Here is a 21,268-nt window from a genome sequence, read left to right as displayed (position 1 = left end):
GCACCGCACCCACCGTGCGGCGCGGGCGCGGTGCTGTCCGGACGGCCCGTGCGCATACGCGGCGGGGGCCCCGGGTGCCCCGCGCACCGGGGCCCCGCGGGGGTGGCGGAACGCGTCCGCCGCGAACCCCTACGCGCTCAGCGGGTAACGGGTGTCCAGGTCGCGGAAGATCGCGCCGTTCAGCACGAAGGCCCGCTTGCACTCCTCGACCACCCGGCGCCGCTCGACCTCGTCCAGGGCGAGCCCGGCGGCGTCCAGCCGGGCCCGGTACTCGCGCTTGAAGGCGGCCGGGTTGTCGATCCCCTCGAAGACGTAGAACCGCACCCCGTCGCCCTTGCGGGCGAAGCCCCAGGTCTTCTCCGCGATGCCGCGGATGATCTGACCGCCCGACAGGTCGCCCAGGTAGCGGGTGTAGTGGTGGGCGATGTACCCGCCCGGCCACGTTTCGGCCAGCTCCTCGACCCGCGCCACGTACGCCGCGGTGGCCGGGAGGGGCGCCAGGCCCTCGCGCCAGCCGGGTCCGCGCAGGTGCTCCAGGTCGCGCTCGATGGCCTCGGTGCGCAGCAGTGCGGGGTCGATGAAGGGTCCGGCCAGCGGGTGCCCGGCGAGCTCCTCGGCGCAGCCCTCCAGGGCCCGGTAGACGTACCAGAGCTGGCCGGTGAGGTCGGCGTAGGCGTCGATGCCGAGCCGCCCGCCGAGCAGGTGGCTCATGAACGAGGACTGCTCGGCCGCCTCGTGCTCCTCGCTGCTGGCGGTGCGGAGCACGGTGGAGAACGGGACGGGCTGCTCGGGGCTGGGCATGCGGGCCTCCAGGGATCGGGGTCGCCCCCGATTGTTATGGTTAGCCTTACCTAAGTCAACGTTATGCCGACAACTTGTCGGTAAATCACATCGCAACAGGGCTGCCCCGTCCGGGCCTCCGGCAACCCCGCCGACGGACGCCGCGCCGCCCCGGGAACGGCAGAGGCCGGGGCGCGCGGATCACTCCGCACACCCCGGCCTCCGACTGTCGCGGCCCGCCCCGAACGCCTCGGGTGAACCGGATCGGTGCTCGACGGCTCAGTGGCCGCCGGACTCCGCCAGGCGCTTGATCGAGGCGGTCACCTCGGCCTCGGCCTCGGCGCGGCCGACCCAGTTGGCACCCTCGACGGACTTGCCGGGCTCCAGGTCCTTGTAGACCTCGAAGAAGTGCTGGATCTCCAGGCGGTCGAACTCCGACACGTGGTGGATGTCCCGCAGGTGCTCCCAGCGCGGGTCGGTCGCCGGGACGCAGAGCAGCTTGTCGTCGCCGCCGGCCTCGTCGGTCATGTGGAACATGCCGATGGCGCGGCACTTGATGAGGCAGCCGGGGAAGGTCGGCTCGTCCAGGATGACCAGCGCGTCGAGCGGGTCGCCGTCCTCGCCGAGCGTGCCCTCGACGTAGCCGTAGTCGGCCGGGTAGCGGGTCGAGGTGAAGAGCATCCGGTCCAGGCGCAGACGGCCGGTCTCGTGGTCGACCTCGTACTTGTTACGAGAGCCCTTCGGGATTTCGATAAGGACGTCGAACTCCAACGGTTCCTCCAAGGTAGGGACTGACAGAATCCAAGTGTCTCCTACGGGAGCGGGTGCTCGGGAAAGGGGCCGGTCGGTGCGAGCAGTGGTGGGGGCGGGTCGCCGCCGAAGAGGGACGGCCGCAGGGCTGTTCGGTGCGGCGGTGCTGGTCGCCGGTACGGTCCTGACCTCGGGTGGTGCGTACGCGCAGCCCTCCCCGCCGCCGGGCGGGCACACCGCCGGGCAGGGCGAGGACGACCGCGAGGGCAACCGCGGCAACGGGAACGGCAACGGCAAGGCCAACGGCGCCGAGAACGGGAACGGCCGCGACAAGCGCGCCGGCGACTCCGGCACGCCCCGGCCGTCCACCGGCGCCGGCTCCCCGGCGCCGTCCGGCACCGCGGGCGCGTCCGGTGCTCCTGCGCCGTCCGGTGCCCGCCCGGCCCCCGCCCCCGGGGCGGTGCTGGCCGCCGCGGAGAACGGCCCGGCCGACGGCCTGCCCACCGCCCAGGGGCTGCGGCAGGCGCTCGCCACCGCGCTGGCGGACCGCGCCGCCCTGGGCACCGTCACCTTCGCCGTCGCGGACGCCGCCACCGGGCGGCTCCTCTACGGCTCCGGCGAGAACACCCCGGCCACCCCGGCCTCCACCACCAAGCTGGCGACCGCGGTCGCCGCCCTGTCGCTGATCCCGGCGGAGACCCGGATCGGCACCCGGGTCGTCAAGGGCGCCACCCCGGGCACGATCACCCTCGTGGGTGGCGGCGACCCGACGCTCACCGCGCTGCCCGCCGACCAGGTGCAGATCGGCGGCCTGCCCGCCGACGCCGACACCGCCCCCGCCTCGCTCGACGACCTGGCCCGGCAGACCGCCGCCGCCCTCAAGTCGGCCGGCACATCCTCCGTCCGGCTCGACTACGACGTCTCGCTCTACACCGGCCCCCAGCAGCACAAGAACCACGACGGCGAGAACATCGCGCTGGTCACCCCGCTGATGGTGGACGAGGGCAAGGTCGACCCGAAGAGCCGGCACGAGGCGCCGGCGCGGGTGCCCGACCCGGCCCAGCACGCCGCCCAGGCGTTCGCCGGACTGCTGAAGGCGCACGGCGTCGCCGTCGAGGGGAGCGCCAAGCAGGCCGCCGCCCCGGCCGCCGCCGACGCCCCGGTGCTCGGCCGGGTCGACTCCCCGACCGTCTCCCGGCTGGTCGAGCGGCTGCTCACCACCTCCGACAACACCCTCTCCGAGGCGATCGCCCGCCAGGTCGCCCTGGCCGCCCACCAGCCGGCCGGCTTCGAGGGGGCCGCCACCGCGGTCACCCAGGAGCTCGCCCGGCTCGGCGTGCCGATGACCGGCGTTCAGCTCAACGACGGCAGCGGGCTGCACACCGGCAACGCCATCCCGCCGGCCGTCCTGGTCAAGCTGCTCGCGCTGGCCGCCTCCGAGCAGCAGCCCGCCCTGCGCCCGGCCCTCACCGGACTGCCGATCGCCGGGTTCACCGGCACCCTGGGCAAGCGCTTCGGAGCCGGCTCGGGCTCCGCCGACGCGGCCGGCCTGGTCCGCGCCAAGACCGGCAGCCTCAGCGGGGTCAACACCCTGGCCGGCACGGTGGTGGACGCCGAGGGCCGGCTGCTTGCCTTCGCGGTGATGACCAGGACCACCGCCCCCGCCGACACCGCGCGGGCCGCGATGGACCGCATCGTGGCCCGCCTGGCGGCCTGCGGCTGCCGCTGAGGGCCCGGGATCCGGCGCCCGGGAACGTTCCCGGGCGCCCGGGCGTCCACCGAGCAGGACGACCGCGCCCGTGGCTCCCCCCGGTGCGCGAGAGCACGTACGGTGAGGGCATGACGAGCGCGAGCAGCGGTGCTGAGATGGTCGACTGGAACCTCGCGGTCGCAACCGCGACCAGGCTGGTGCGGCCGGGTCCTGAGGTGAGCCGCACCGAGGCGGCCGCGGTGGTGGCCGAGCTGCGCCGGCATGCGCTGGAGGCGGAGGAGCACGTCCGGGAGTTCACCGGCATGCGCTCCAGCAGCCTCGCCGAGGCCGTCGCGACGCCGGTCCTCGTGGTGGACCGCCCCGGCTGGGTGCGGGCCAACGTCGCGGGCTTCCGGACGATCGTCCAGCCGCTGGTGGAGAAGCTCCAGGCGCGCCGTTCGGGCGGTGGCGCGGCCGGGGTCTTCGGCACCGTCGGCGAGAAGGCCACCGGCATCGAGGTCGGCGCCCTGCTCGCCTTCCTGTCCACCAAGGTGCTCGGCCAGTACGAGACCTTCGCCCCGGCGGAGCCCGCGGTCACCGCGCCCGACAGCCCGGCGGCGCTGTTCGACAAGCCGCGGCTGGGCCCGGACACCCCCGGCCCGGGGCGGCTGCTGCTGGTGGCGCCGAACATCGTCCACGTCGAGCGCGAACTCGACGTGAACCCGGCCGACTTCCGGCTCTGGGTCTGCCTGCACGAGGAGACCCACCGCACCCAGTTCACCGCGGTGCCGTGGCTGCGCGACCACATCCAGTCCGAGGTGCAGTCCTTCCTCGGCGAGACGGACGTCGACCCGGGCGCCCTGCTGGAGCGGCTGCGCGACGCGGCCGGCTCGATCGGCGGCGGCCTGCCCGGCCTCGGCGGGCGCGGCGACGGCTCGGCCCCCGGCACGCTGATGGAGGTCGTCCAGTCGCCCGCCCAGCGCGAGATCCTCGGCCGGCTGACCGCCGTGATGTCGCTGCTGGAGGGCCACGCGGACGTGGTGATGGACGGCGTCGGACCGGCCGTGGTGCCCTCCGTGTCGGAGATCCGGGAGAAGTTCCAGCAGCGCCGCGACCGCGGGGCCAACCGGCTGGACCTGGTGCTGCGCCGGCTGCTGGGCATGGACGCCAAGCTGCGCCAGTACCAGGACGGCGCGGTCTTCGTGCGCGGCGTGGTCGAGCAGGTCGGCATGGAGGGCTTCAACCGGGTCTGGACCTCGCCCAACACCCTGCCGACCAAGGAGGAGATCCACGACCCGGCCGCCTGGGTCGCGCGCGTCGCCCGCTGAGCGGTCCTGCACCGCCGCCGTGCCCACGGCGGTCGGCAGCGGTCAAACCCGTTCGTACGAGTGGTCCATTCGCGCAGATGGCGGGTGAAGAACCGTTTCGGCATTCACCCGTACGTGGGACGGTGGTCGTACCGGTGGCGCGGGTGGCGTAGCGGCGCGCGGCTTTCTGCCACCATCTGTGAGCGCCCGGTTACCGGGTGCTCCCTTCCGGCGCGGTCCCCGCCGCGCCCCGCCGTCCTGTCCCCCTCCGCCAAGGAGACCTCCGCCGTGGGCCCACACCCCGCCGTCGCCGCGATACGCCTGGCCGTACGCCGCACGCTCACCGACCTCGCCGCCGAGGCCGGGACCACCTTCACCGCGCCCGTGCGCGAGCCCCGCGAGCGCACCAGCGGCGCCCCGCTGGTCGGCGCGGCCGTCGGCACCACCCTGATCGGCAACGCCCACCGGCACCCGTCCGGGCTGCCCCGCACCCCCGCCGGACCGGGCTCCCCGCTGGTCCTGGTCGCGGTCAGCGGCGGCGCGGACTCCATGGCGCTGGCCATCGCCGCGGCCTTCGAGGCCCCGAAGATCGGGCTGCGGGTCGGTGCCGTCACCGTCGACCACGGTCTGCAGCCGGGCTCCGCCGAGCGCGCCGAGCAGGTCGCCGGGCGGCTGCGCGAGCTGGGCCTGGACCCGGTCGAGGCGGTCGCCGTCCAGGTCGGCCGCGACGGCGGCCCCGAGGCCGCCGCCCGGGACGCCCGCTACGCCGCGCTGGACGAGGCGGCCGAGCGCCACGGCGCGATCGCCGTCCTGCTCGGCCACACCCGCGACGACCAGGCCGAGACGGTGCTGCTCGGCCTCGCCCGCGGCTCCGGCGCCCGCTCGCTGGCCGGGATGCCCGCCCAGAAGGGCCGCTACCGGCGCCCGCTGCTGGAGCTCGACCGCGCCGCCACCCGGCAGGCCTGCTCCGCCCAGGCGATCCCGGTCTGGGACGACCCGCACAACTGCGACCCCGCCTACACCCGCTCCCGGGTGCGCCACGAGGTGCTGCCGGTGCTGGAGAAGCACCTGGGCGGCGGCGTGGTCGAGGCGCTGGCCCGGACCGCCCGGCTGTTCCGCGACGACGCCGACGCCCTCGACCAGTGGGCCGCCCTCGCCGAGCGCGACCTCCGGTCGGGCGAAGGCGCCCTGGACGCGGCGAAACTCGCCGAACTGCCCGCCGCGGTGCGCCGCCGGGTGCTGCGCCGGGCCGCGCTGCGGGCGGGCTGTCCGGCCGGCGACCTCTTCGCCCGGCACCTGGAGACGATCGACCTGCTGGTCACCGGTTGGCGCGGCCAGGGGCCGTTGCACCTACCCGGGGGCGTCGAAGCCACCCGCCGGTGTGGCACGCTGGTCTTTCGGCGGCAGGGCGACTGAAGGGCAGGCATGCCCGGGGCGCAGGGCCGTCGGCCATACCGACCCCGAACGTTTGAGGACGTATCCCCGGTGGACCAGAACGACATGGGCGCTGACCTCGCGAAGGTGCTCATCAGCAAGGACGAGATCGACGCCAAGCTCCTTGAGCTGGCCGAGCGCATCGACCGGGACTACGCAGGCAAGGACCTGCTGATCGTCGGCGTCCTCAAGGGGGCCGTGATGGTCATGGCCGACCTGGCCCGGGCCCTGCACTCGCAGGTCACCATGGACTGGATGGCGGTCTCGTCGTACGGCATGGGCACCAAGTCCTCGGGCGTGGTGCGCATCCTCAAGGACCTCGACACCGACATCGCCGGCCGGGACGTCCTGATCGTCGAGGACATCATCGACTCCGGGCTGACGCTGTCCTGGCTGCTGGGGAACCTGGGCTCGCGCGGCCCGGCCTCGCTGGAGGTCTGCACCCTGCTGCGCAAGCCCGACGCGGCCAAGGTCGAGATCGACGTCAAGTACGTCGGGTTCGACATCCCGAACGAGTTCGTGGTCGGCTACGGCCTGGACTACGCCGAGAAGCTGCGCAACCTCCCCTTCATCGGGACGCTCGCGCCGCACGTCTACGGCGGCTGAGCGGTACCCGGCCCCGTTCGGGCGACGGGCGGGAACAGTACGTTGTTCCCGCCCGTTGGATCGGGGGACAAGAAAATACGTCGTGTCGCTGTGCTCCCGCCAAGAGGCGGTCGGACTGCGGTACGGTCCAATAAACCGCTCTTCACATGAGCACAGACCGGATGCGCCGGCGGCCCCACGGCCTCGCGGCGCCGTTGAGTGGCAGGAGGGACGGGGCGGCAACGCCCCGCATGGATGGACGTCAAGCGATACTTCCGTGCGCCGATCATGTGGATCGTGCTGGCCGTCCTCGCCGTCATCGTGCTGATGCAGGTCGTTTCCGACTCGAACGGCTACAAGACGGTGGACACCGGGCAGGTCGTTGCGGCGATCGATGCCAAGCAGGTCAAATCGGCGCAGATCACCACCGGTGACTCGAACACCGTCAAGATCCAGCTCAAGGACGGCGCGAGCCTGTCCAACGCCGGTACGGGCAAGACCCCGTCCGGCACCAAGTTCCAGGCCTCGTACATCGGCGACCAGGGCGTCGAGATCGCGAACAAGCTGCAGGGCCAGATCAGCGACAACGACCAGAACACGCTCGCCCAGGGCTACACCATCAGCCCGGAGAAGCAGAGCACCTTCGTCAGCCTGCTGCTGTCGATGCTGCCGATCGTGATCATCGTGCTGGTCTTCCTGTTCCTGATGAACCAGATGCAGGGCGGCGGCTCGCGGGTCATGCAGTTCGGCAAGTCCAAGGCCAAGCTGCTGACCAAGGACACCCCGAAGACCACCTTCGCGGACGTCGCGGGTGCGGACGAGGCGGTCGAGGAGCTCCACGAGATCAAGGAGTTCCTGCAGGAGCCGGCCAAGTTCCAGGCCGTCGGCGCGAAGATCCCCAAGGGCGTGCTGCTGTACGGCCCGCCCGGTACCGGCAAGACCCTGCTGGCGCGTGCCGTCGCCGGCGAGGCCGGGGTGCCGTTCTACTCGATCTCCGGCTCGGACTTCGTCGAGATGTTCGTCGGTGTCGGCGCCTCCCGCGTCCGCGACCTCTTCGAGCAGGCCAAGGCGAACGCCCCGGCGATCGTCTTCGTCGACGAGATCGACGCCGTCGGCCGGCACCGCGGTGCGGGCCTCGGCGGCGGCCACGACGAGCGCGAGCAGACCCTCAACCAGCTGCTGGTCGAGATGGACGGCTTCGACGTCAAGGGCGGCGTCATCCTGATCGCCGCCACCAACCGCCCGGACATCCTCGACCCGGCGCTGCTGCGCCCGGGCCGCTTCGACCGGCAGATCGCGGTCGAGCGCCCCGACCTCCAGGGCCGGCTGGACATCCTCAAGGTGCACCAGAAGGGCAAGCCGATCGCGCCCGACGTCGACCTGTCGGCCGTCGCCAAGCGCACCCCCGGCTTCACCGGTGCGGACCTCTCGAACGTCCTCAACGAGGCGGCCCTGCTGACCGCCCGCTCGGACAAGAAGCTGATCGACAACCTCATCCTGGACGAGGCGATCGACCGCGTCGTGGCGGGTCCGCAGAAGCGCACGCGGATCATGTCCGACAAGGAGAAGAAGATCACCGCGTACCACGAGGGCGGTCACGCCCTGGTCGCGGCGGCCTGCCAGTACTCCGACCCGGTGCACAAGATCACCATCCTGTCCCGGGGCCGCGCCCTCGGCTACACGATGGTGCTGCCGGACGAGGACAAGTACTCCACCACCCGCAACGAGATGCTCGACCAGCTGGCGTACATGCTGGGCGGGCGCGCGGCGGAGGAGCTGGTCTTCCACGACCCGACCACCGGTGCCTCGAACGACATCGAGAAGGCCACCGCGACGGCCCGGGCCATGGTCACCCAGTACGGCATGACCGAGCGCCTCGGCGCGATCAAGTTCGGCTCGGACAACTCGGAGCCCTTCCTGGGCCGCGAGATGGGTCACCAGCGCGACTACTCGGAAGAGGTCGCCGGGCTGGTGGACGAAGAGGTCAAGAAGCTCATCGAGAGCGCGCACAACGAGGCCTGGGAGATCCTGGTCGAGAACCGCGACGTGCTCGACAACCTGGTCCTGGAGCTCCTGGAGAAGGAGACCCTCAACAAGGAGCAGATCGCCGAGATCTTCGCCCCGATCGTCAAGCGCCCGCACCGTCCGGCGTGGACGGGTTCGGCCCGCCGGACCCCGTCGACCCGGCCGCCGGTGCAGTCCCCGAAGGAGCTGGCGCTGACCAACGGCGCCGCTGCCGCCGAGGTCGCCCCGGTCAAGCTCCCGCCGCTGCCGGCCGACCCGCCGGCCGAGGGCTGAGCGACCGGCTCCGGCCGGTCACCGCGAGACGGAATGGATGCCGCGACTCCAGGGTTTGTACTCTGGAGGCGCGGCATCCGTGCTGTTCAGCCCGAGTTCGTCCACTAGTTAGCGAGGCCCGCATGATCGACCCGGTGATGCTCGACGGTCCGCCCGCCGTCGGCACCTTCGACCAGAAGCGGGCCGAGAACGCCATCCGCGAGTTGCTGCTCGCGGTCGGCGAGGACCCGGACCGCGAGGGGCTGCTGGAGACCCCGGCCCGGGTGGCCCGCGCCTACAAGGAGATATTCGCGGGCCTCTGGCAGGAGCCCGAGGACGTCCTGACCACCACCTTCGACCTCGGCCACGACGAGATGGTGCTGGTCAAGGACATCGAGCTGACGTCCGTCTGCGAGCACCACCTGGTGCCCTTCCGCGGCGTCGCGCACGTCGGGTACATCCCGTCCACCAGCGGCAAGATCACCGGGCTCTCCAAGCTGGCCCGGCTGGTCGACGTCTACGCCCGCCGCCCGCAGGTCCAGGAGCGGCTGACCAGCCAGGTCGCCGACGCCCTGATGCGGATCCTCGAACCCCGCGGGGCGATCGTCGTGGTCGAGTGCGAGCACATGTGCATGTCCATGCGCGGCATCCGCAAGCCCGGCGCCAAGACCATCACCTCCTGCGTGCGCGGCCAGCTGCGCGACCCCGCGACCCGCGCCGAGGCGATGAGCCTGATCATCGGGCGCTGACGCCCGGGGGCGGAGGTCCGGCGGCGCGCACCGCGCTCAGGCGTGCGCGCCGTGCTCCGCGCGCGGCGGGGTGCCCATCGCGTCGCGGCGCGCGGGCATCCGCAGCGTGACCATCCGCCGCCAGCCGTACGCGGCGTCGTAGAGGTACAGCGCGTGCACGCCCAGCCTCACCAGCGCGAGCTGCCAGCGCGGCCACTTCAGGATCCGCGCCATCCGCGCGGTGACGGCCAGGCCGACGTCCCGGTGGGTGCGGATCTCACCGCGTGCGCAGGTCTCCAGCGCGTGCCGGATGTACGGCCCGTGGCCGAGCGCCGCCAGCCGCAGCAGCTCCTCGTGGCAGTACGCGAGGTGGTTGTCCTCGTCCGCCGAGATCATCCGCATCGCCCGGGACAGCTCCGGGTTGTCGGCGTACGCCTTGACCAGCTGGCGCATCTGCTCGGCCGCGCGCTGCTCGGTCACCCGGCTGTGCGCCAGGTAGGTGATGATCTCGCGCTCGGCCAGCGGGAGGTCGGTCCGCAGCCGCTCGTGCGAGAGGCCGACGCCCTGGCGCTCCAGCAGCATGCAGTAGTCGGTGTCGGCGGGGACGTCCACCTTGTCCAGGCCGCGCTTGTGCAGCAGCTGGGTGAAGATCCGGCCGTGCTTGCGCTCGTCCGCGCCGTGCCGGGCGATCTTGGGGGCGAGCACCGGATCCCGGGTGAGGGCGGTGATCCGCTCGTTCTCCCACCCGCCCTGGTCCTCGCCGTCGGCCGCGATGCTGCAGAACAGCCGGTAGGCCTCGTCGTTGCGGTAGATCTCGTCGAACAGCGATCGGGTGCTGAGCATCGGGGGCCTCCTGCACGGATCCGGGCGGCCGGAGGTCCGGCCGCGGTCGCGATACGTTCCCGGCGCGCCGCGACCGCCGCGCCGAACCCGCGGGTAATCACCCGGCTGCGCGATCACCCGGCCCGGCACGCCGTTCAGGCGAGGCGCTCGCCCATCCACTCCAGTGCGGCCGGCAGCTCGCGCTTCCAGCTGTCGAAGTTGTGGCCGCCGTCGTCCAGGTAGAGCGATTCCACGGTGAACGGCGGGTTGGCGGCGGCCACCTGCTGGGCCGTCTCGACGAACTTCACGGTCTCCGGGTAGTCGGCCTCCTTGCGGGTGGAGACCGCCAGCACCGCGAGGGCCGGCGCCGGGAGGTTCTGCAGCCGCCAGCCGAGGTCGTGCTGGTTGGTCCGCTCCTGGTCACCGAGCAGCGGTCCGCCGGTGAACTGGTCCTCGACGACCTTGAAGTCGGCGTGCATGCCGGTCACCGCGCCGAACACCTCCGGATTGCGCATCGCCAGCCGCAGCGCGCAGCTGCCACCGGTCGAGTAGCCGAGCACCCCCCAGGAGGAGGCCGAGCGGCTGACCCGGTAGGCCGAGCGCAGCGCCTCCGGCAGGTCCCTGGCGAACCAGCTCTCGGTGCGCGGCCCGCCGGGCACGTCCACGCACTCGGTGTTGCGCGGCGGGGCGACCGTCGGGCGGGCCATCACCACGATGGTCGGCGGCATCTTGCCGGTCCGCTGCAGCTCCCAGGCGGTCTGCACGACCGGCAGCTCCTTCAGCAGGTGGAGCGCGGTGCCGGGGTAGCCGGAGAGGGTGAGCAGCACCGGGAAGCGGACCAGGGCGAGCTTGGGGTTGAAGTACTCGGGCGGCAGGTACACGAACATCTGGTCGGAGAGGCCAGTCTCCTTGCCGTTCACCCGGACCGACTCGATCTTCCCGACCTCCTCGGGTGCCCCTTGGGGCAGGTCCGTGATGTCCTCCAGGCCGCCCTCGTCGGTCGGCTGGACCAGCGCGTCGGAGGAGGGCGGCGCGTTCTTCTGGCCGGCCGCGGCGAGCGCGAGCTTGGCGCCGCCGGGGTTCAGCAGGTCGTCCCAGGAGGTGTAGAAGCCGAAGGAGTTGTTGACCGACAGCGCCAGCACCGCCAGCACCGACACCTGAGTGACGGTCATCAGGCCGATCCGGCCGAGCAGCGGCAGGACGCGCTGGCGGGCCAGCCGGGGCCAGAGCCAGAGGGTGGCGACCAGGGCTGCCGCGCCGAGTGCGAGCAGTGAGTTCACCAGTGCGTCGCTGGTCAGTTCCATGCCGTCGGCCTTCCGGTGGGACGCTGTCGGGGCGGCTTCCATCGTCTGACGGGTTGTCAGGCGCGGCCATCGCGACTGGGCCGTCCGGGCGTCGGGGCAGGTCGGGCGGGCGGCTGCGACGGCCGGAACCGACGCCCTAGAATGCGGCGTCCACCGTACGTACCGGGGGCGCGGCCGCCGGGTCGCGCCACGCGGCACCGGGGGAAGGCTCCCACCCTCGGCTCAATCGAAGCGCACCTCCGGCACCGGTCGACGTACGTCCCCGGGGCGCCGGTGTGCGCGTCGCCCGATGAAGGAATAGGCATGAAGGTCCCTCACAACTCCTCCTCCGGAGAGACAGGACTGCGCTCCGCAGCATCTACGCTGAGTTTCCATGAGCGTTCCCGTGTCCGTTGAGCCGAGCACCGAGCAGCCGCCCCGCCGCCGCGGTCTGCAGGCGCTTCGTACCCAGGCGGCGGCCGTCCCGAGGGCCTGGCTGCCCGGCGCGGTCGGCTACGCCTGCCTGCTGATCGGCCTGGTCGACATCGCCTGCGCGGTGTTCCCCAAGCTGCGCCACACCCGGATGCACACCTTCGCCGGGCAGCTGCCCGGCGGCACCACCAGCCTCGCCGCGGCCGGGACGCTGATGGTCGGCATGCTGCTGGTGCTGCTGGCCCACGCGCTGCGCCGGCGCAAGCGGCGCGCCTGGCGGGCGGTCTGCGTGCTGCTGCCGATCGGCGCGGCGCTGCACATCCTGCGCTGGCACCAGATCGGCCCGGCCGTGATCTCGCTGGTGCTGCTTGCCGTGATGCTCGTCCACCGGCGGGAGTTCTACGCCAAGGCCGACCCGCGCACCCGCTGGCGGGCCGTGGTCAACCTGGTCGTGCTGGGCGCCGTCAGCGTGCTGCTCGGCCTGCTGGTCGTGGCCACCCGGGCCCGGTACGAGATCGGCGACCCCGGTCTGACCGAGCGACTGGAGCACGTGCTGTACGGACTGTTCGGGTTCGAAGGGCCGGTCGACTACCGCTCCGACCGGGTCTCCGACCTGGTGGCGTACCTGCTCGGGGGGCTCGGTCTGATCACCGCGCTGACCACCGCCTACCTGGCGCTGCGCCCGGAGAAGCCCGAGCCGGAACTGACCGCCGAGGACGAGGTGCGGGTGCGCGAGCTGCTGGAGCGGCACGGGCAGCGCGACTCGCTCGGCTACTTCGCGCTGCGCCGCGACAAGAGCGTGCTGTTCTCGCCCACCGGCAAGGCGGCGATCTCCTACCGGGTGGTCTCCGGCGTGATGCTCGCCTCCGGCGACCCGGTCGGCGACTACGAGGCCTGGCCCGGCGCGATCAAGGTGTTCATGGCCGAGGCCCGCGAGCACGGCTGGGTGCCGGCCGTGATGGGCTGCAGCGAGCTGGGCGGCGAGATCTGGACCCGCGAGGCCGGTCTGGACGCCCTGGAGCTGGGCGACGAGGCGATCGTCGACACCGCGAGCTTCTCGCTCTCCGGCCGGGCGATGCGCAACGTCCGCCAGATGGTCAAGCGGATCGAGCGCAACGGCTACTCCTGCCAGGTGCGCCGGGTCGGCGAGCTGACCGTCGAGGAGAAGTACCGGATCGCCGACGCCGCCGCCCGCTGGCGCGGCACCGACACCGAGCGCGGCTTCTCGATGGCGCTCGGTCGCTTCGGCGACCCGGGCGACGACGACTGCGTGGTCGTCACCGCCCACCGGACGCCGGAGGACGGCGAGGGCGGCGACGACCTGAAGGCCGTCCTGCACTTCGTGCCGTGGGGGCCGGACGGCATCTCGCTGGAGCTGATGCGCCGCGACCGCTCCGCCGACCCGGGCCTCAACGAGCTGCTGATCGTCGCCGCACTGCAGGCCGTGCCCGCGATGGGCGTCCGCCGGGTGTCGCTGAACTTCGCGGTGTTCCGCTCGGCGCTGGCCCGCGGCGAGCGGATCGGGGCCGGACCGGTGCTGCGCGCCTGGCGCGGGCTGCTGGTGTTCTCCTCGCGCTGGTTCCAGATTGAGTCGCTGTACAAGTTCAACGCCAAGTTCCAGCCGCAGTGGGAGCCGCGCTTCCTGGTCTTCCCGACCAGCCGCGACCTGCCCCGGATCGGTTTTGCGGCGATGCAGGCGGAGGCCTTCATCACCCTGGGCATGCCCCGGCTGGGCCGCCGGCGCCTGCGCCAGGGGCTGATGCCGGCGCCGCAGACCCGCCCGGAGATCACCGAGGCGGCCTGAGCCGTCGCGCGGACGGGGCCCCTGCCGGAGACCTCCGGCAGGGGCCCCGTCCGATAATGGGAGGCATGAGCACCCCTCCCGCCCCCAACCTGCCCGCCGGGCTGCCGCGGCTCGACCGCTGCGCCGTGATGGGCGTGGTCAACGTGACGCCCGACTCCTTCTCGGACGGCGGGCTCTGGCACGACCCGGCCCGGGCCATCGCGCACGGGCTCGCGCTGCGGGCCCGGGGGGCGGACCTGGTGGACGTCGGCGGCGAGTCCACCCGGCCCGGCTCCCAGCGGGTCACCGAGGAGGTGGAGCTGGAGCGCGTCCTGCCGGTGGTCCGGGAACTGGCCGGGGCCGGGGTGACCGTCTCCATCGACACCATGCGGGCCTCGGTCGCCGAGCAGGCCGTCGCCGCCGGCGCCGCCCTGGTCAACGACGTCTCGGGCGGCCTCGCCGACCCCGCGATGGCCCGGGTGGTCGCCGAGACCGGGGTGCCGTTCGTGGTGATGCACTGGCGCGGCCAGTCCGCCGACATGGACCGGCTGGCGGTCTACGACGACGTGGTCGCCGACGTGGTCGGCGAGCTCACCGCCCGGATGGAGGCGCTGATGGCGGCCGGCGTCAAGGAGGAGCAGCTGATCCTCGACCCGGGCCTGGGCTTCGCCAAGACCGCCGAGCACAACTGGGCGCTGCTCGGGCGGCTGGACGCGCTGACCGCGCTCGGCCGTCCCGTCCTGGTCGCCGCATCGCGCAAGCGGTTCCTGGGTACGCTGCTCGCCGACCCGGAAACCGGGGAGCTGCGCCCGGCCAGGGAGCGCGACGACGCCACCGCAGCGGTGTCGGTGCTGTCGGCCGGGGCCGGCGCCTGGGCGGTGCGGGTGCACGACGTGTCCGGTACGGCGGACGCCGTCCGGGTGGTCGCGGCCTGGCAGCGCGCGGCCCGGTAGGGCCCCTCCGGCCCGTCGGTGGGCGCGGAGGGCGGTGAGGAACGGGAGGGTCTGTGGCGGGTGACGGCAGGTCGATCGGCGAGGCCGCCGGTCAGCGGGCGGAGGACGCGGACCGGGAGGCCGTCCTGGCGGCCAACCGGGCGCTGTACGAGGCCCTGGAGAACGGTGATCTGGAGGCGGTCGAGGACGCCTGGCTGGGCGCCGCCGACGCCGACGACAAGGGCGGCGTGGTGTGCGTCCACCCCGGGTGGCCGGTGCTGCGGGGGCGGGCCCAGGTCACCCGCTCGTACATGCTGATCATGATGAACACGGAGTACATCCAGTTCTTCCTGACCGATGTCGAGGTCGAGGTGCAGGGCGATGTGGCCCTTGTCACGTGCACCGAGAACATCCTCTCCGGCGGCGAGGCGGAGGAGGAGGGCGAACTCGGTCCGCTGGTCGGCGGAAAGGTCGTGTCGACCAACCTGTTCCGGCGCACTCCGGCCGGCTGGAAGCTCTGGTCGCACCACGGTTCACCCGTTCTGACCAGCGGGGACGACGAGGACGAGGACTGATTCGGCGGCCCGGTCGAAGGCCCGCCCGGGCTTTCGCCGGGGAATTCCCGAGTGGTCACCCGATGTTCACGTCAATCGCCATTCCGGCGTGCGTGGCGACGGTTCGTACCGGGTAGGACGGTCGGGCGTCGTCAGTGCTCGCGGGTAGATTCGAGAGGGAGCGGGCGCGCGTCGCCCGACTCAGCCCTGCCCGCCGTCCACCGGATCCGGGGCAGGGCCCGTCCGACTGGGAGCAGTGATTCGTTTGCTGGACCGCGTCACCCTGCGGGGTCTGCGTGCCCGGGGCCACCACGGAGTCTTCGAGCGCGAGCGCGCCGAGGGCCAGACCTTCGTCGTCGACCTCGTGCTGTACCTGGACACCCGCCCCGCCGCGTCCGGCGACGACCTCACCCGTACGGCGCACTACGGCATCGTCGCCGAGGAGGTCACCGCGATCATCGCCGGCGAGCCCGTCGACCTCATCGAGACGCTCGCCCAGCGCATCGCGGACCAGTGCCTCAAGCACGAGGCGGTCGAGGAGGTCGAGGTCACCGTGCACAAGCCGGACGCCCCGATCACCGTGCCGTTCGACGACGTGACCGTGACCATCCACCGGGGCCGCGGATGACGAGCCCCGCACGCCGCCCCGTACCCGCCGCAGAGCCGATTCCAGCTGTAGAGGACGACCGATGAGCACCAGCGACCCGACCGCCTCGCCGACCACGTTCGACCTGGAGCGCCGGGTGGACTCCGCCGACACGACGCTGCACGGCCAGCGCTGCGCCGTAATCGCCCTCGGCAGCAACCTGGGCAACCGCCTGGAGACCCTCCAGGGCGCCGTGGACGCGCTCGCCGACACCCCGGGGCTGCGGATCAAGGCCGTCTCCGCCGTGTACGAGACGGAGGCCGTGGGCGGCCCCGAGGACCAGCCCAGCTACTACAACGCGGTGGTCGTGCTCCGCACCTCGCTCCCGCCGCAGGACCTGCTGGAGCGCGGCAACGCGATCGAGGACGCCTTCGGGCGGGTCCGCACCGTCCGCTGGGGCCCCCGCACCCTGGACGTCGACATCCTCGACTACGAGGGCGTCACCAGCGACGACCCGCAGCTGCTGCTGCCGCACCCGCGCTCGCACGAGCGGGCCTTCGTGCTCGCCCCCTGGCTGGACGCCCAGCCGGAGGCCGAGCTGCCGGGCCTCGGCCCGGTGTCCCAGCTGCTGAAGGAGCTCGGCGGCGAGGGTGCCCAGGGCGTCCGCCGGCGCGAGGACATCCAGCTGCGCCTGCCCGAGTAAGCCGCCCGGCGGCCGGCCGCCGCCCGCTCCGCCGCACGGCCGGGAACTCCGACGGGGGGCCCGGCCGTACGAGTAGGTGTCCGCCGTACCCGCGGGTGACCGCCCGGCTCCGCCGGGTACGGTGGCCTGGTGCCGTTCCGCCGGCCGGGGCGGGCGCCCGTCTCTGTACCTCGGGAAGGACCACGTCCGAGTGAAGCTGCTTCGCCTGCGCCTGCTGATCGGCATCACGGCCGTCACGACCGCACTGTCCTGGGCCGCCGCCAAGCTGTGGGCCTCGCTGGACACCGTGCCCGCCGTGCCCGCCGCCGCGCCCCTGGTGCTGGCCGCGGTGGCGGTCATCCTGCTGGCCACGGCGATCTCGCTGCGCTCCCGGCTGAAGGCCGCCCGCGAGCGCCGCCCCGACGCCAAGCGGGTCGACCCGCTCAGTGCCGCCCGGGCCGTGGTCCTCGGGCAGGCGAGCGCCCTGGTCTCCGCCGTGGTCACCGGCATCTATGCCGGCGCCGGCATCTACCTGCTCGGCGAGCTCGACGTCCCGGCCCGCCAGGACCAGGCCGTCACGGCCGGCTTCGCGGTCCTCGCCGGGGCCGGGGTGATCGCGGCGGCGCTCTGGCTCCAGCACGTCTGCAAGCTGCCCGAGAACCACGACGATCCGGCCGGCCCGGCCGCCACGCACCGCTGAGCAGGGGCCCTTCCCCGGCGGCCCGGCGGGTCGGCGTCCCGCGGGAGGTCCGGCGCCGCGCAGCCGTGCGGCAAACCCGGTGCGGTGTCAAGGGCTGAAAGGGACCCTGGGCTGACACGGCCCCAATTCGCACGCTAGTTTCTTGGCATGTCTCGCGGACGCCACCGTCATTCCTCGTTCCTCGGGCGGGTCCTTCCCCCCACCGCCGCCGGCGTGCTCATCGTGGCCGCGGTGGCGGCGCTGCTCTTCAGTCAGGACACCGTCCTGGTCCGCTCGGTGGGCGTCGCCGCGGTGCTCGCCGCGCTCGGCATCGCCGTGCTGCTGCGCCAGCGCGACCGCGCCGCGCGGGCCGCCGCCGAGGTCCAGATCGCCCAGCGGCTGCGCGCCGAGGAGCGCTTCGAGGAGCAGCTCGCCGAGGCCGAGTACGCGGCCGAGGTCGCCGAGGAGCGGGCCACCCGCTTCGGCCGGCGGCTGACCGCCGAGAAGTCGCGGCTGGCCAAGGCCGAGACCGAGATCGCCCGGCTGCTGCGCGAGCGGGCCGTGGCGGTGGCGGAGCAGGCCCTCAAGGAGGCCGAGGCGGCCCAGCGCGCGCTCGCCGCGAGCCGGCCCAAGTACCCCGCCAGCCCGGCGGCGTTCGTCCGCGCGGCGGCCGTCCTGCGGCTGCTGGAGCGGCGGGCGGCGCAGGCCGAGGAGGAGCGCGGGCGCCGGGCCAGGGCCGAGGCCGAGGAGCGGGCCCGGCGCGAGGGCGCGGCGGGTGCCGAGGTGGCGCTGCGGGCCAGGACGGCCCCGGCGGTGCAGGCCGCCCCGGCGCCGGTGGCCGCCGCCCCCGCCCCGGTGGCGCCCGCGGTGCCGCTCGTCCCGGCGCCCGCCGCGGTGCCCGCGCCGCCGGTCCGGCCGGTGCTGACGGCGACCGTGGAGCAGCTCGGCGGTACGCCCGCCGTGCCCGCCGCGCCGGTCGAGCGCCAGCAGCAGCGTCCGCGTCCGGTGCAGTCCGGCCAGTCCCGCGGGCCCGGCTTCAGCTTCTTCGGCCGCAGCGGCGCGACCGTGCGCCCGGCGGCGCCGGCCCCGTCGGTGGGCAGTGTGGCGGAGCTGGGCGAGCGGGCCGACCTGGCGGACGTGGTGGGGGACGAGGCGGTCGCCGCGAGCGCCGGCTACGCCGCCCGGGACCGGGACCGGGACCGGGCCGCCGCGGCGGCGCCGACCCCTGCGGAGGGCGTCCGGTCCGAGCCCGAGGTGGTCGACCTGACCCCGCACGACGAGACCGAGCTGCTCCAGCTCCCCGAGCTGCGGGCCTCCCGCACGCACTGAGCGGGCACCCGCCCGCCGGCGCCGGGGTCCGGCCGCCCGTGAGGAGCCCCCGGCGCCCGTGCCGGGGGCTCCTCGGCGTCCGGTCCCGGGGACGACGGAGCGCCCGCCCCCTCGGTGAGGGGACGGGCGCTCCGGTGGGACGGCGTCAGATCTGGACGCCGAAGTCCTGGGCGATGCCGGCGAGGCCGGAGGCGTAGCCTTGGCCGACGGCGCGGAACTTCCACTCGGCGCCGTTGCGGTAGAGCTCGCCGAAGATCATGGCGGTCTCGGTGGCGGCGTCCTCGGAGAGGTCGTAGCGGGCGATCTCGGTGCCGCCGTTCGCGTTGACCACGCGGATGTAGGCGTTGCGGACCTGGCCGAAGTTCTGCGAGCGGGCGACCGCGTCGTAGATGGAGACCGGGAAGGTGATCCGGGCGGCCTCGGCGGGCAGCGAGGCGAGGTTGACGCTGATCGCCTCGTCGTCGCCGGCGCCCTCGCCGGTGCGGTTGTCACCGGTGTGGACGACAGTGCTGTCCGGGGTGCTGGTGTTGTTGAAGAAGACGAAGTGGCTGTTGGACAGCACCTTGCCGTCCGCGTTCAGCACGATGGCGCTGGCGTCCAGGTCGAACTCCGAACCGGTCGTGGTCCGGACGTCCCAGCCGAGGCCGACGGAGACCGCGGTCAGGCCGGGGGCCTCCTTGGTCAGCGAGACGTTGCCACCCTTGGAGAGGCTCACTGGCATGGTGATTGCTGTCCCTTCGTTGCTTGTGCCCGGGATAACGCCGGGGGCCGCGGAGTTGGTTCCGTGCCCCGCGGCACATTCTTTCCTGATCAGATGCGGCGGAACCGGCCCTGCAGTGACCAGACGTTCGGATTCTCGGCCAGATCGGGGTGCATGTCGAAGAGGTCGGCCAGGGTGTCCTGGAGGAAGTCGCGGGCCTCGCGGCGCAGGTCGCTGTGCCGGACCACGGCGGCCGGCTCGTCGGGCAGCCAGGTGGCGGTGACCTCCACCCAGTTGAACCGGCGGGCGAAGCGCAGCAGTTCGGTGTTCTGGGTGAAGTCCAGGTCGGCGGTCTGGACCCGGGCGGCGCGGCTGCCGGCCGGATCGCGGTCCAGGTGCTCGGCGATGTCGCAGAGCGCCCAGGCGAAGTCGAGCACCGGTACCCACCCCCAGCGGGTGGACAGTTCTGCCCCCTCGGCGTCGAGGTAGACGTCGCCGCAGAACAGGTCGTACCGCAGCGCGTGCACGGTGGCGGTGCGGTAGTCGGTCTGCGGGGGGTCGGGGAAGCGGTTGGAGAGGGAGTAGCCGAGCTCGATCACACTGGCCATTGTCGGGGGTGGCGCCCCGGTCCGATAACCGGGTGACCGCGGCGCCCGGGCGCGGGATGATGGGCGCATGCCCGAGCCCATCCGCGTACGGGGGTCGGTGGTCGTCCCCGACGCCGAGCTCGTCTGGCGCTTCTCCCGTTCCTCCGGCCCCGGTGGCCAGCACGTCAACACCTCGGACACCCAGGTGGAGCTGCGCTACGACCTGGCGGCCTCCGCCGCGCTGCCCGAGGTCTGGAAGCAGCGCGCCCTGGAGCGCCTGGCGGGGCGGCTGGTGGACGGGCGGGTGCTGGTGGTGCGCGCCTCGGAGCACCGGTCGCAGTGGCGCAACCGCGAGGTCGCCGCGGCGCGGCTGGCCTCGCTGCTGGGGGAGGCCACGGCCCCGCCGCCGAAGGCGCGGAAGGCGACCCGGCCGACCCGCGGGATGGTCGAGCGGCGGCTGTTCAACAAGCGGCACCGCTCCGAGCTGAAGCAGGGGCGGCGCGCCGCCTACGGCGAGTAGGGCGGGTCCGGCGCCGTGGCCCGTCAGCCGAGCCGGCGGTAGCCGCCCCGGAAGTACAGCAGCGGCCTGGCGCCCGGGTCGTCGACCCTGGCCTCCAGGACCCGGCCGAGCAGCAGGGTGTGGTCGCCGGCGGGTATCCGCTGCTCGGTGCGGCACTCCACGGTGGCCAGCGCCCCGTCGACCAGCGGGGCTCCGCTGTGCGGGCCCCGGTGGTGCGGGGTGTCGGCGAAGAGCAGCCGGTCGCTGAGCCGGCCCTTCATGGCGAACCGCGAGCCGAGCGCCTTCTGCTCCTCGGCGAGCAGCGAGACCGCCCAGGTGTCGGCGCGGGAGAGCACCTCGTCCATCCGCGAGTCCTCGCGGACCGAGATCAGCACCAGCGGCGGTTCCAGCGAGACGGAGAGGAAGGACGTGGCGGTCATGCCGACGTCCTCGCCGTCCTCCGGGTCCCGGACGGTCACCAGGGTGACGCCGGCGGCGAGCTGGGACAGGGCCGCCCGGAACTCGTCGGGCGAGGCGAGTGGGGCAGCTTCGGGCTGCGGTGACGAGTACACGTACCGCACGGTAGTCGGCCGGTGCGGGAAACGGCATCGGGCGGTGGTCGTAGGACCACGGGCAGGTGACCCGGTGGGCGGGACTCGGAAAAGGTCACGGCATTCCGGTGCGGCTCACTCCCAGGAGTGAAGCGCAGGGCCTGCCCGGCGGGCAGTGGGAGCCTTCCGGCTTCAGTGCGGGACCAATGCGGCCGACCACGAGAAATGTTCCGATGAAGCCTTATGTCCTGCTATGGGGCGGATGAGCTGATTAAGGGCGCATAAGTGTCGTGTGATT

The 21,268-nt window shown here is 73.3% G+C and carries 21 protein-coding genes; 14 read left to right on the top strand and 7 right to left on the bottom strand.

Annotated elements, in window-relative coordinates:
• Positions 1-129: 129 nt before the first annotated feature.
• Together ACWGB8_RS07000 and ACWGB8_RS06995 are read right to left on the bottom strand one after the other, a co-directional pair.
• Positions 130-801: a biliverdin-producing heme oxygenase gene (locus tag ACWGB8_RS07000; RefSeq protein WP_452211016.1), complete on the bottom strand. Its 672-nt coding sequence runs from the start codon at positions 799-801 to the stop codon at positions 130-132.
• 258 nt (positions 802-1,059) lie between these two features.
• Positions 1,060-1,551 carry an inorganic diphosphatase gene (locus ACWGB8_RS06995; RefSeq protein WP_452211025.1) on the bottom strand — a complete coding sequence of 164 codons (492 nt, stop codon included), beginning with the start codon at positions 1,549-1,551 and terminating at the stop codon, positions 1,060-1,062.
• Between the two features lie 76 nt (positions 1,552-1,627).
• Here ACWGB8_RS06995 and dacB point away from each other — a divergent pair, with 76 nt between their 5' ends.
• From dacB to folE, 6 genes are all read left to right on the top strand, one after another.
• Positions 1,628-3,259: a D-alanyl-D-alanine carboxypeptidase/D-alanyl-D-alanine endopeptidase gene (dacB, locus tag ACWGB8_RS06990; protein ID WP_452211014.1), complete on the top strand. Its 1,632-nt coding sequence runs from the start codon at positions 1,628-1,630 to the stop codon at positions 3,257-3,259.
• Between the two features lie 110 nt (positions 3,260-3,369).
• On the top strand, positions 3,370-4,548 hold the full coding sequence (locus ACWGB8_RS06985) for a zinc-dependent metalloprotease (protein WP_452211012.1): 1,179 nt from the start codon (positions 3,370-3,372) through the stop codon (positions 4,546-4,548).
• A 267-nt stretch (positions 4,549-4,815) separates the two neighbouring features.
• Positions 4,816-5,943, top strand: a complete 1,128-nt coding sequence (gene tilS / locus ACWGB8_RS06980) for a tRNA lysidine(34) synthetase TilS (protein ID WP_452211011.1) — start codon at positions 4,816-4,818, stop codon at positions 5,941-5,943.
• 69 nt (positions 5,944-6,012) lie between these two features.
• Positions 6,013-6,567: a hypoxanthine phosphoribosyltransferase gene (gene hpt, locus ACWGB8_RS06975; protein ID WP_030059589.1), complete on the top strand. Its 555-nt coding sequence runs from the start codon at positions 6,013-6,015 to the stop codon at positions 6,565-6,567.
• Positions 6,568-6,801: 234 nt separating this feature from the next.
• Positions 6,802-8,844: an ATP-dependent zinc metalloprotease FtsH gene (ftsH, locus tag ACWGB8_RS06970; RefSeq protein ID WP_452211009.1), complete on the top strand. Its 2,043-nt coding sequence runs from the start codon at positions 6,802-6,804 to the stop codon at positions 8,842-8,844.
• Between the two features lie 122 nt (positions 8,845-8,966).
• Positions 8,967-9,572 carry a GTP cyclohydrolase I FolE gene (folE, locus tag ACWGB8_RS06965; RefSeq protein ID WP_452211007.1) on the top strand — a complete coding sequence of 202 codons (606 nt, stop codon included), beginning with the start codon at positions 8,967-8,969 and terminating at the stop codon, positions 9,570-9,572.
• 36 nt (positions 9,573-9,608) lie between these two features.
• Here folE and ACWGB8_RS06960 read toward each other — a convergent pair whose 3' ends face one another.
• Together ACWGB8_RS06960 and ACWGB8_RS06955 are read right to left on the bottom strand one after the other, a co-directional pair.
• Positions 9,609-10,394, bottom strand: coding sequence for a ferritin-like domain-containing protein (locus ACWGB8_RS06960; protein ID WP_452211005.1), 786 nt, complete (start codon positions 10,392-10,394; stop codon positions 9,609-9,611).
• Between the two features lie 134 nt (positions 10,395-10,528).
• Complete coding sequence (locus tag ACWGB8_RS06955) at positions 10,529-11,677, bottom strand: alpha/beta hydrolase (RefSeq protein ID WP_452211003.1); 1,149 nt, start codon at positions 11,675-11,677, stop codon at positions 10,529-10,531.
• 373 nt (positions 11,678-12,050) lie between these two features.
• Here ACWGB8_RS06955 and ACWGB8_RS06950 point away from each other — a divergent pair, with 373 nt between their 5' ends.
• The 7 genes from ACWGB8_RS06950 (at position 12,051) to ACWGB8_RS06920 (ending at position 18,633) form a co-directional block, all read left to right on the top strand.
• A complete protein-coding gene (locus ACWGB8_RS06950; protein WP_452211001.1) occupies positions 12,051-13,892 on the top strand; it encodes a phosphatidylglycerol lysyltransferase domain-containing protein in 1,842 nt (613 codons plus the stop codon).
• A gap of 65 nt (positions 13,893-13,957) precedes the next feature.
• Positions 13,958-14,824 (top strand): dihydropteroate synthase, encoded by an 867-nt coding sequence (gene folP, locus ACWGB8_RS06945; protein WP_452211000.1) that lies wholly within the window; start codon positions 13,958-13,960, stop codon positions 14,822-14,824.
• A 53-nt stretch (positions 14,825-14,877) separates the two neighbouring features.
• A complete protein-coding gene (locus ACWGB8_RS06940) occupies positions 14,878-15,378 on the top strand; it encodes a nuclear transport factor 2 family protein (protein ID WP_452210998.1) in 501 nt (166 codons plus the stop codon).
• A 247-nt stretch (positions 15,379-15,625) separates the two neighbouring features.
• Positions 15,626-15,985, top strand: coding sequence for a dihydroneopterin aldolase (folB, locus tag ACWGB8_RS06935; protein ID WP_452211023.1), 360 nt, complete (start codon positions 15,626-15,628; stop codon positions 15,983-15,985).
• A 61-nt stretch (positions 15,986-16,046) separates the two neighbouring features.
• Entirely contained in the window at positions 16,047-16,646 is a 600-nt protein-coding gene (gene folK / locus ACWGB8_RS06930) for a 2-amino-4-hydroxy-6-hydroxymethyldihydropteridine diphosphokinase (protein ID WP_452210997.1), read from the top strand.
• A gap of 190 nt (positions 16,647-16,836) precedes the next feature.
• Positions 16,837-17,325: a DUF3180 domain-containing protein gene (locus ACWGB8_RS06925; protein WP_452210995.1), complete on the top strand. Its 489-nt coding sequence runs from the start codon at positions 16,837-16,839 to the stop codon at positions 17,323-17,325.
• Between the two features lie 147 nt (positions 17,326-17,472).
• Positions 17,473-18,633: a hypothetical protein gene (locus tag ACWGB8_RS06920; RefSeq protein WP_452210993.1), complete on the top strand. Its 1,161-nt coding sequence runs from the start codon at positions 17,473-17,475 to the stop codon at positions 18,631-18,633.
• A 145-nt stretch (positions 18,634-18,778) separates the two neighbouring features.
• Here the strand turns inward: ACWGB8_RS06920 and ACWGB8_RS06915 are convergent, their stop codons facing one another.
• Together ACWGB8_RS06915 and ACWGB8_RS06910 are read right to left on the bottom strand one after the other, a co-directional pair.
• Positions 18,779-19,354, bottom strand: a complete 576-nt coding sequence (locus ACWGB8_RS06915) for a TerD family protein (protein WP_452210991.1) — start codon at positions 19,352-19,354, stop codon at positions 18,779-18,781.
• A gap of 89 nt (positions 19,355-19,443) precedes the next feature.
• Complete coding sequence (locus tag ACWGB8_RS06910) at positions 19,444-19,941, bottom strand: hypothetical protein (protein ID WP_452210989.1); 498 nt, start codon at positions 19,939-19,941, stop codon at positions 19,444-19,446.
• Between the two features lie 67 nt (positions 19,942-20,008).
• Here ACWGB8_RS06910 and arfB point away from each other — a divergent pair, with 67 nt between their 5' ends.
• Complete coding sequence (gene arfB, locus ACWGB8_RS06905; protein WP_452210987.1) at positions 20,009-20,440, top strand: alternative ribosome rescue aminoacyl-tRNA hydrolase ArfB; 432 nt, start codon at positions 20,009-20,011, stop codon at positions 20,438-20,440.
• A gap of 23 nt (positions 20,441-20,463) precedes the next feature.
• Here the strand turns inward: arfB and ACWGB8_RS06900 are convergent, their stop codons facing one another.
• The gene (locus ACWGB8_RS06900; protein WP_452210986.1) at positions 20,464-20,991 is read right to left on the bottom strand and encodes a flavin reductase family protein; all 528 of its coding nucleotides are present in this window, start codon (positions 20,989-20,991) and stop codon (positions 20,464-20,466) included.
• Positions 20,992-21,268: the final 277 nt, after the last annotated feature.

The organism is Kitasatospora sp. NPDC054939, from assembly GCF_053610105.1.
The sequence above is the reverse complement of the archived record's forward strand: the minus strand, read 5'-3'. Positions and strand labels throughout refer to the sequence as shown.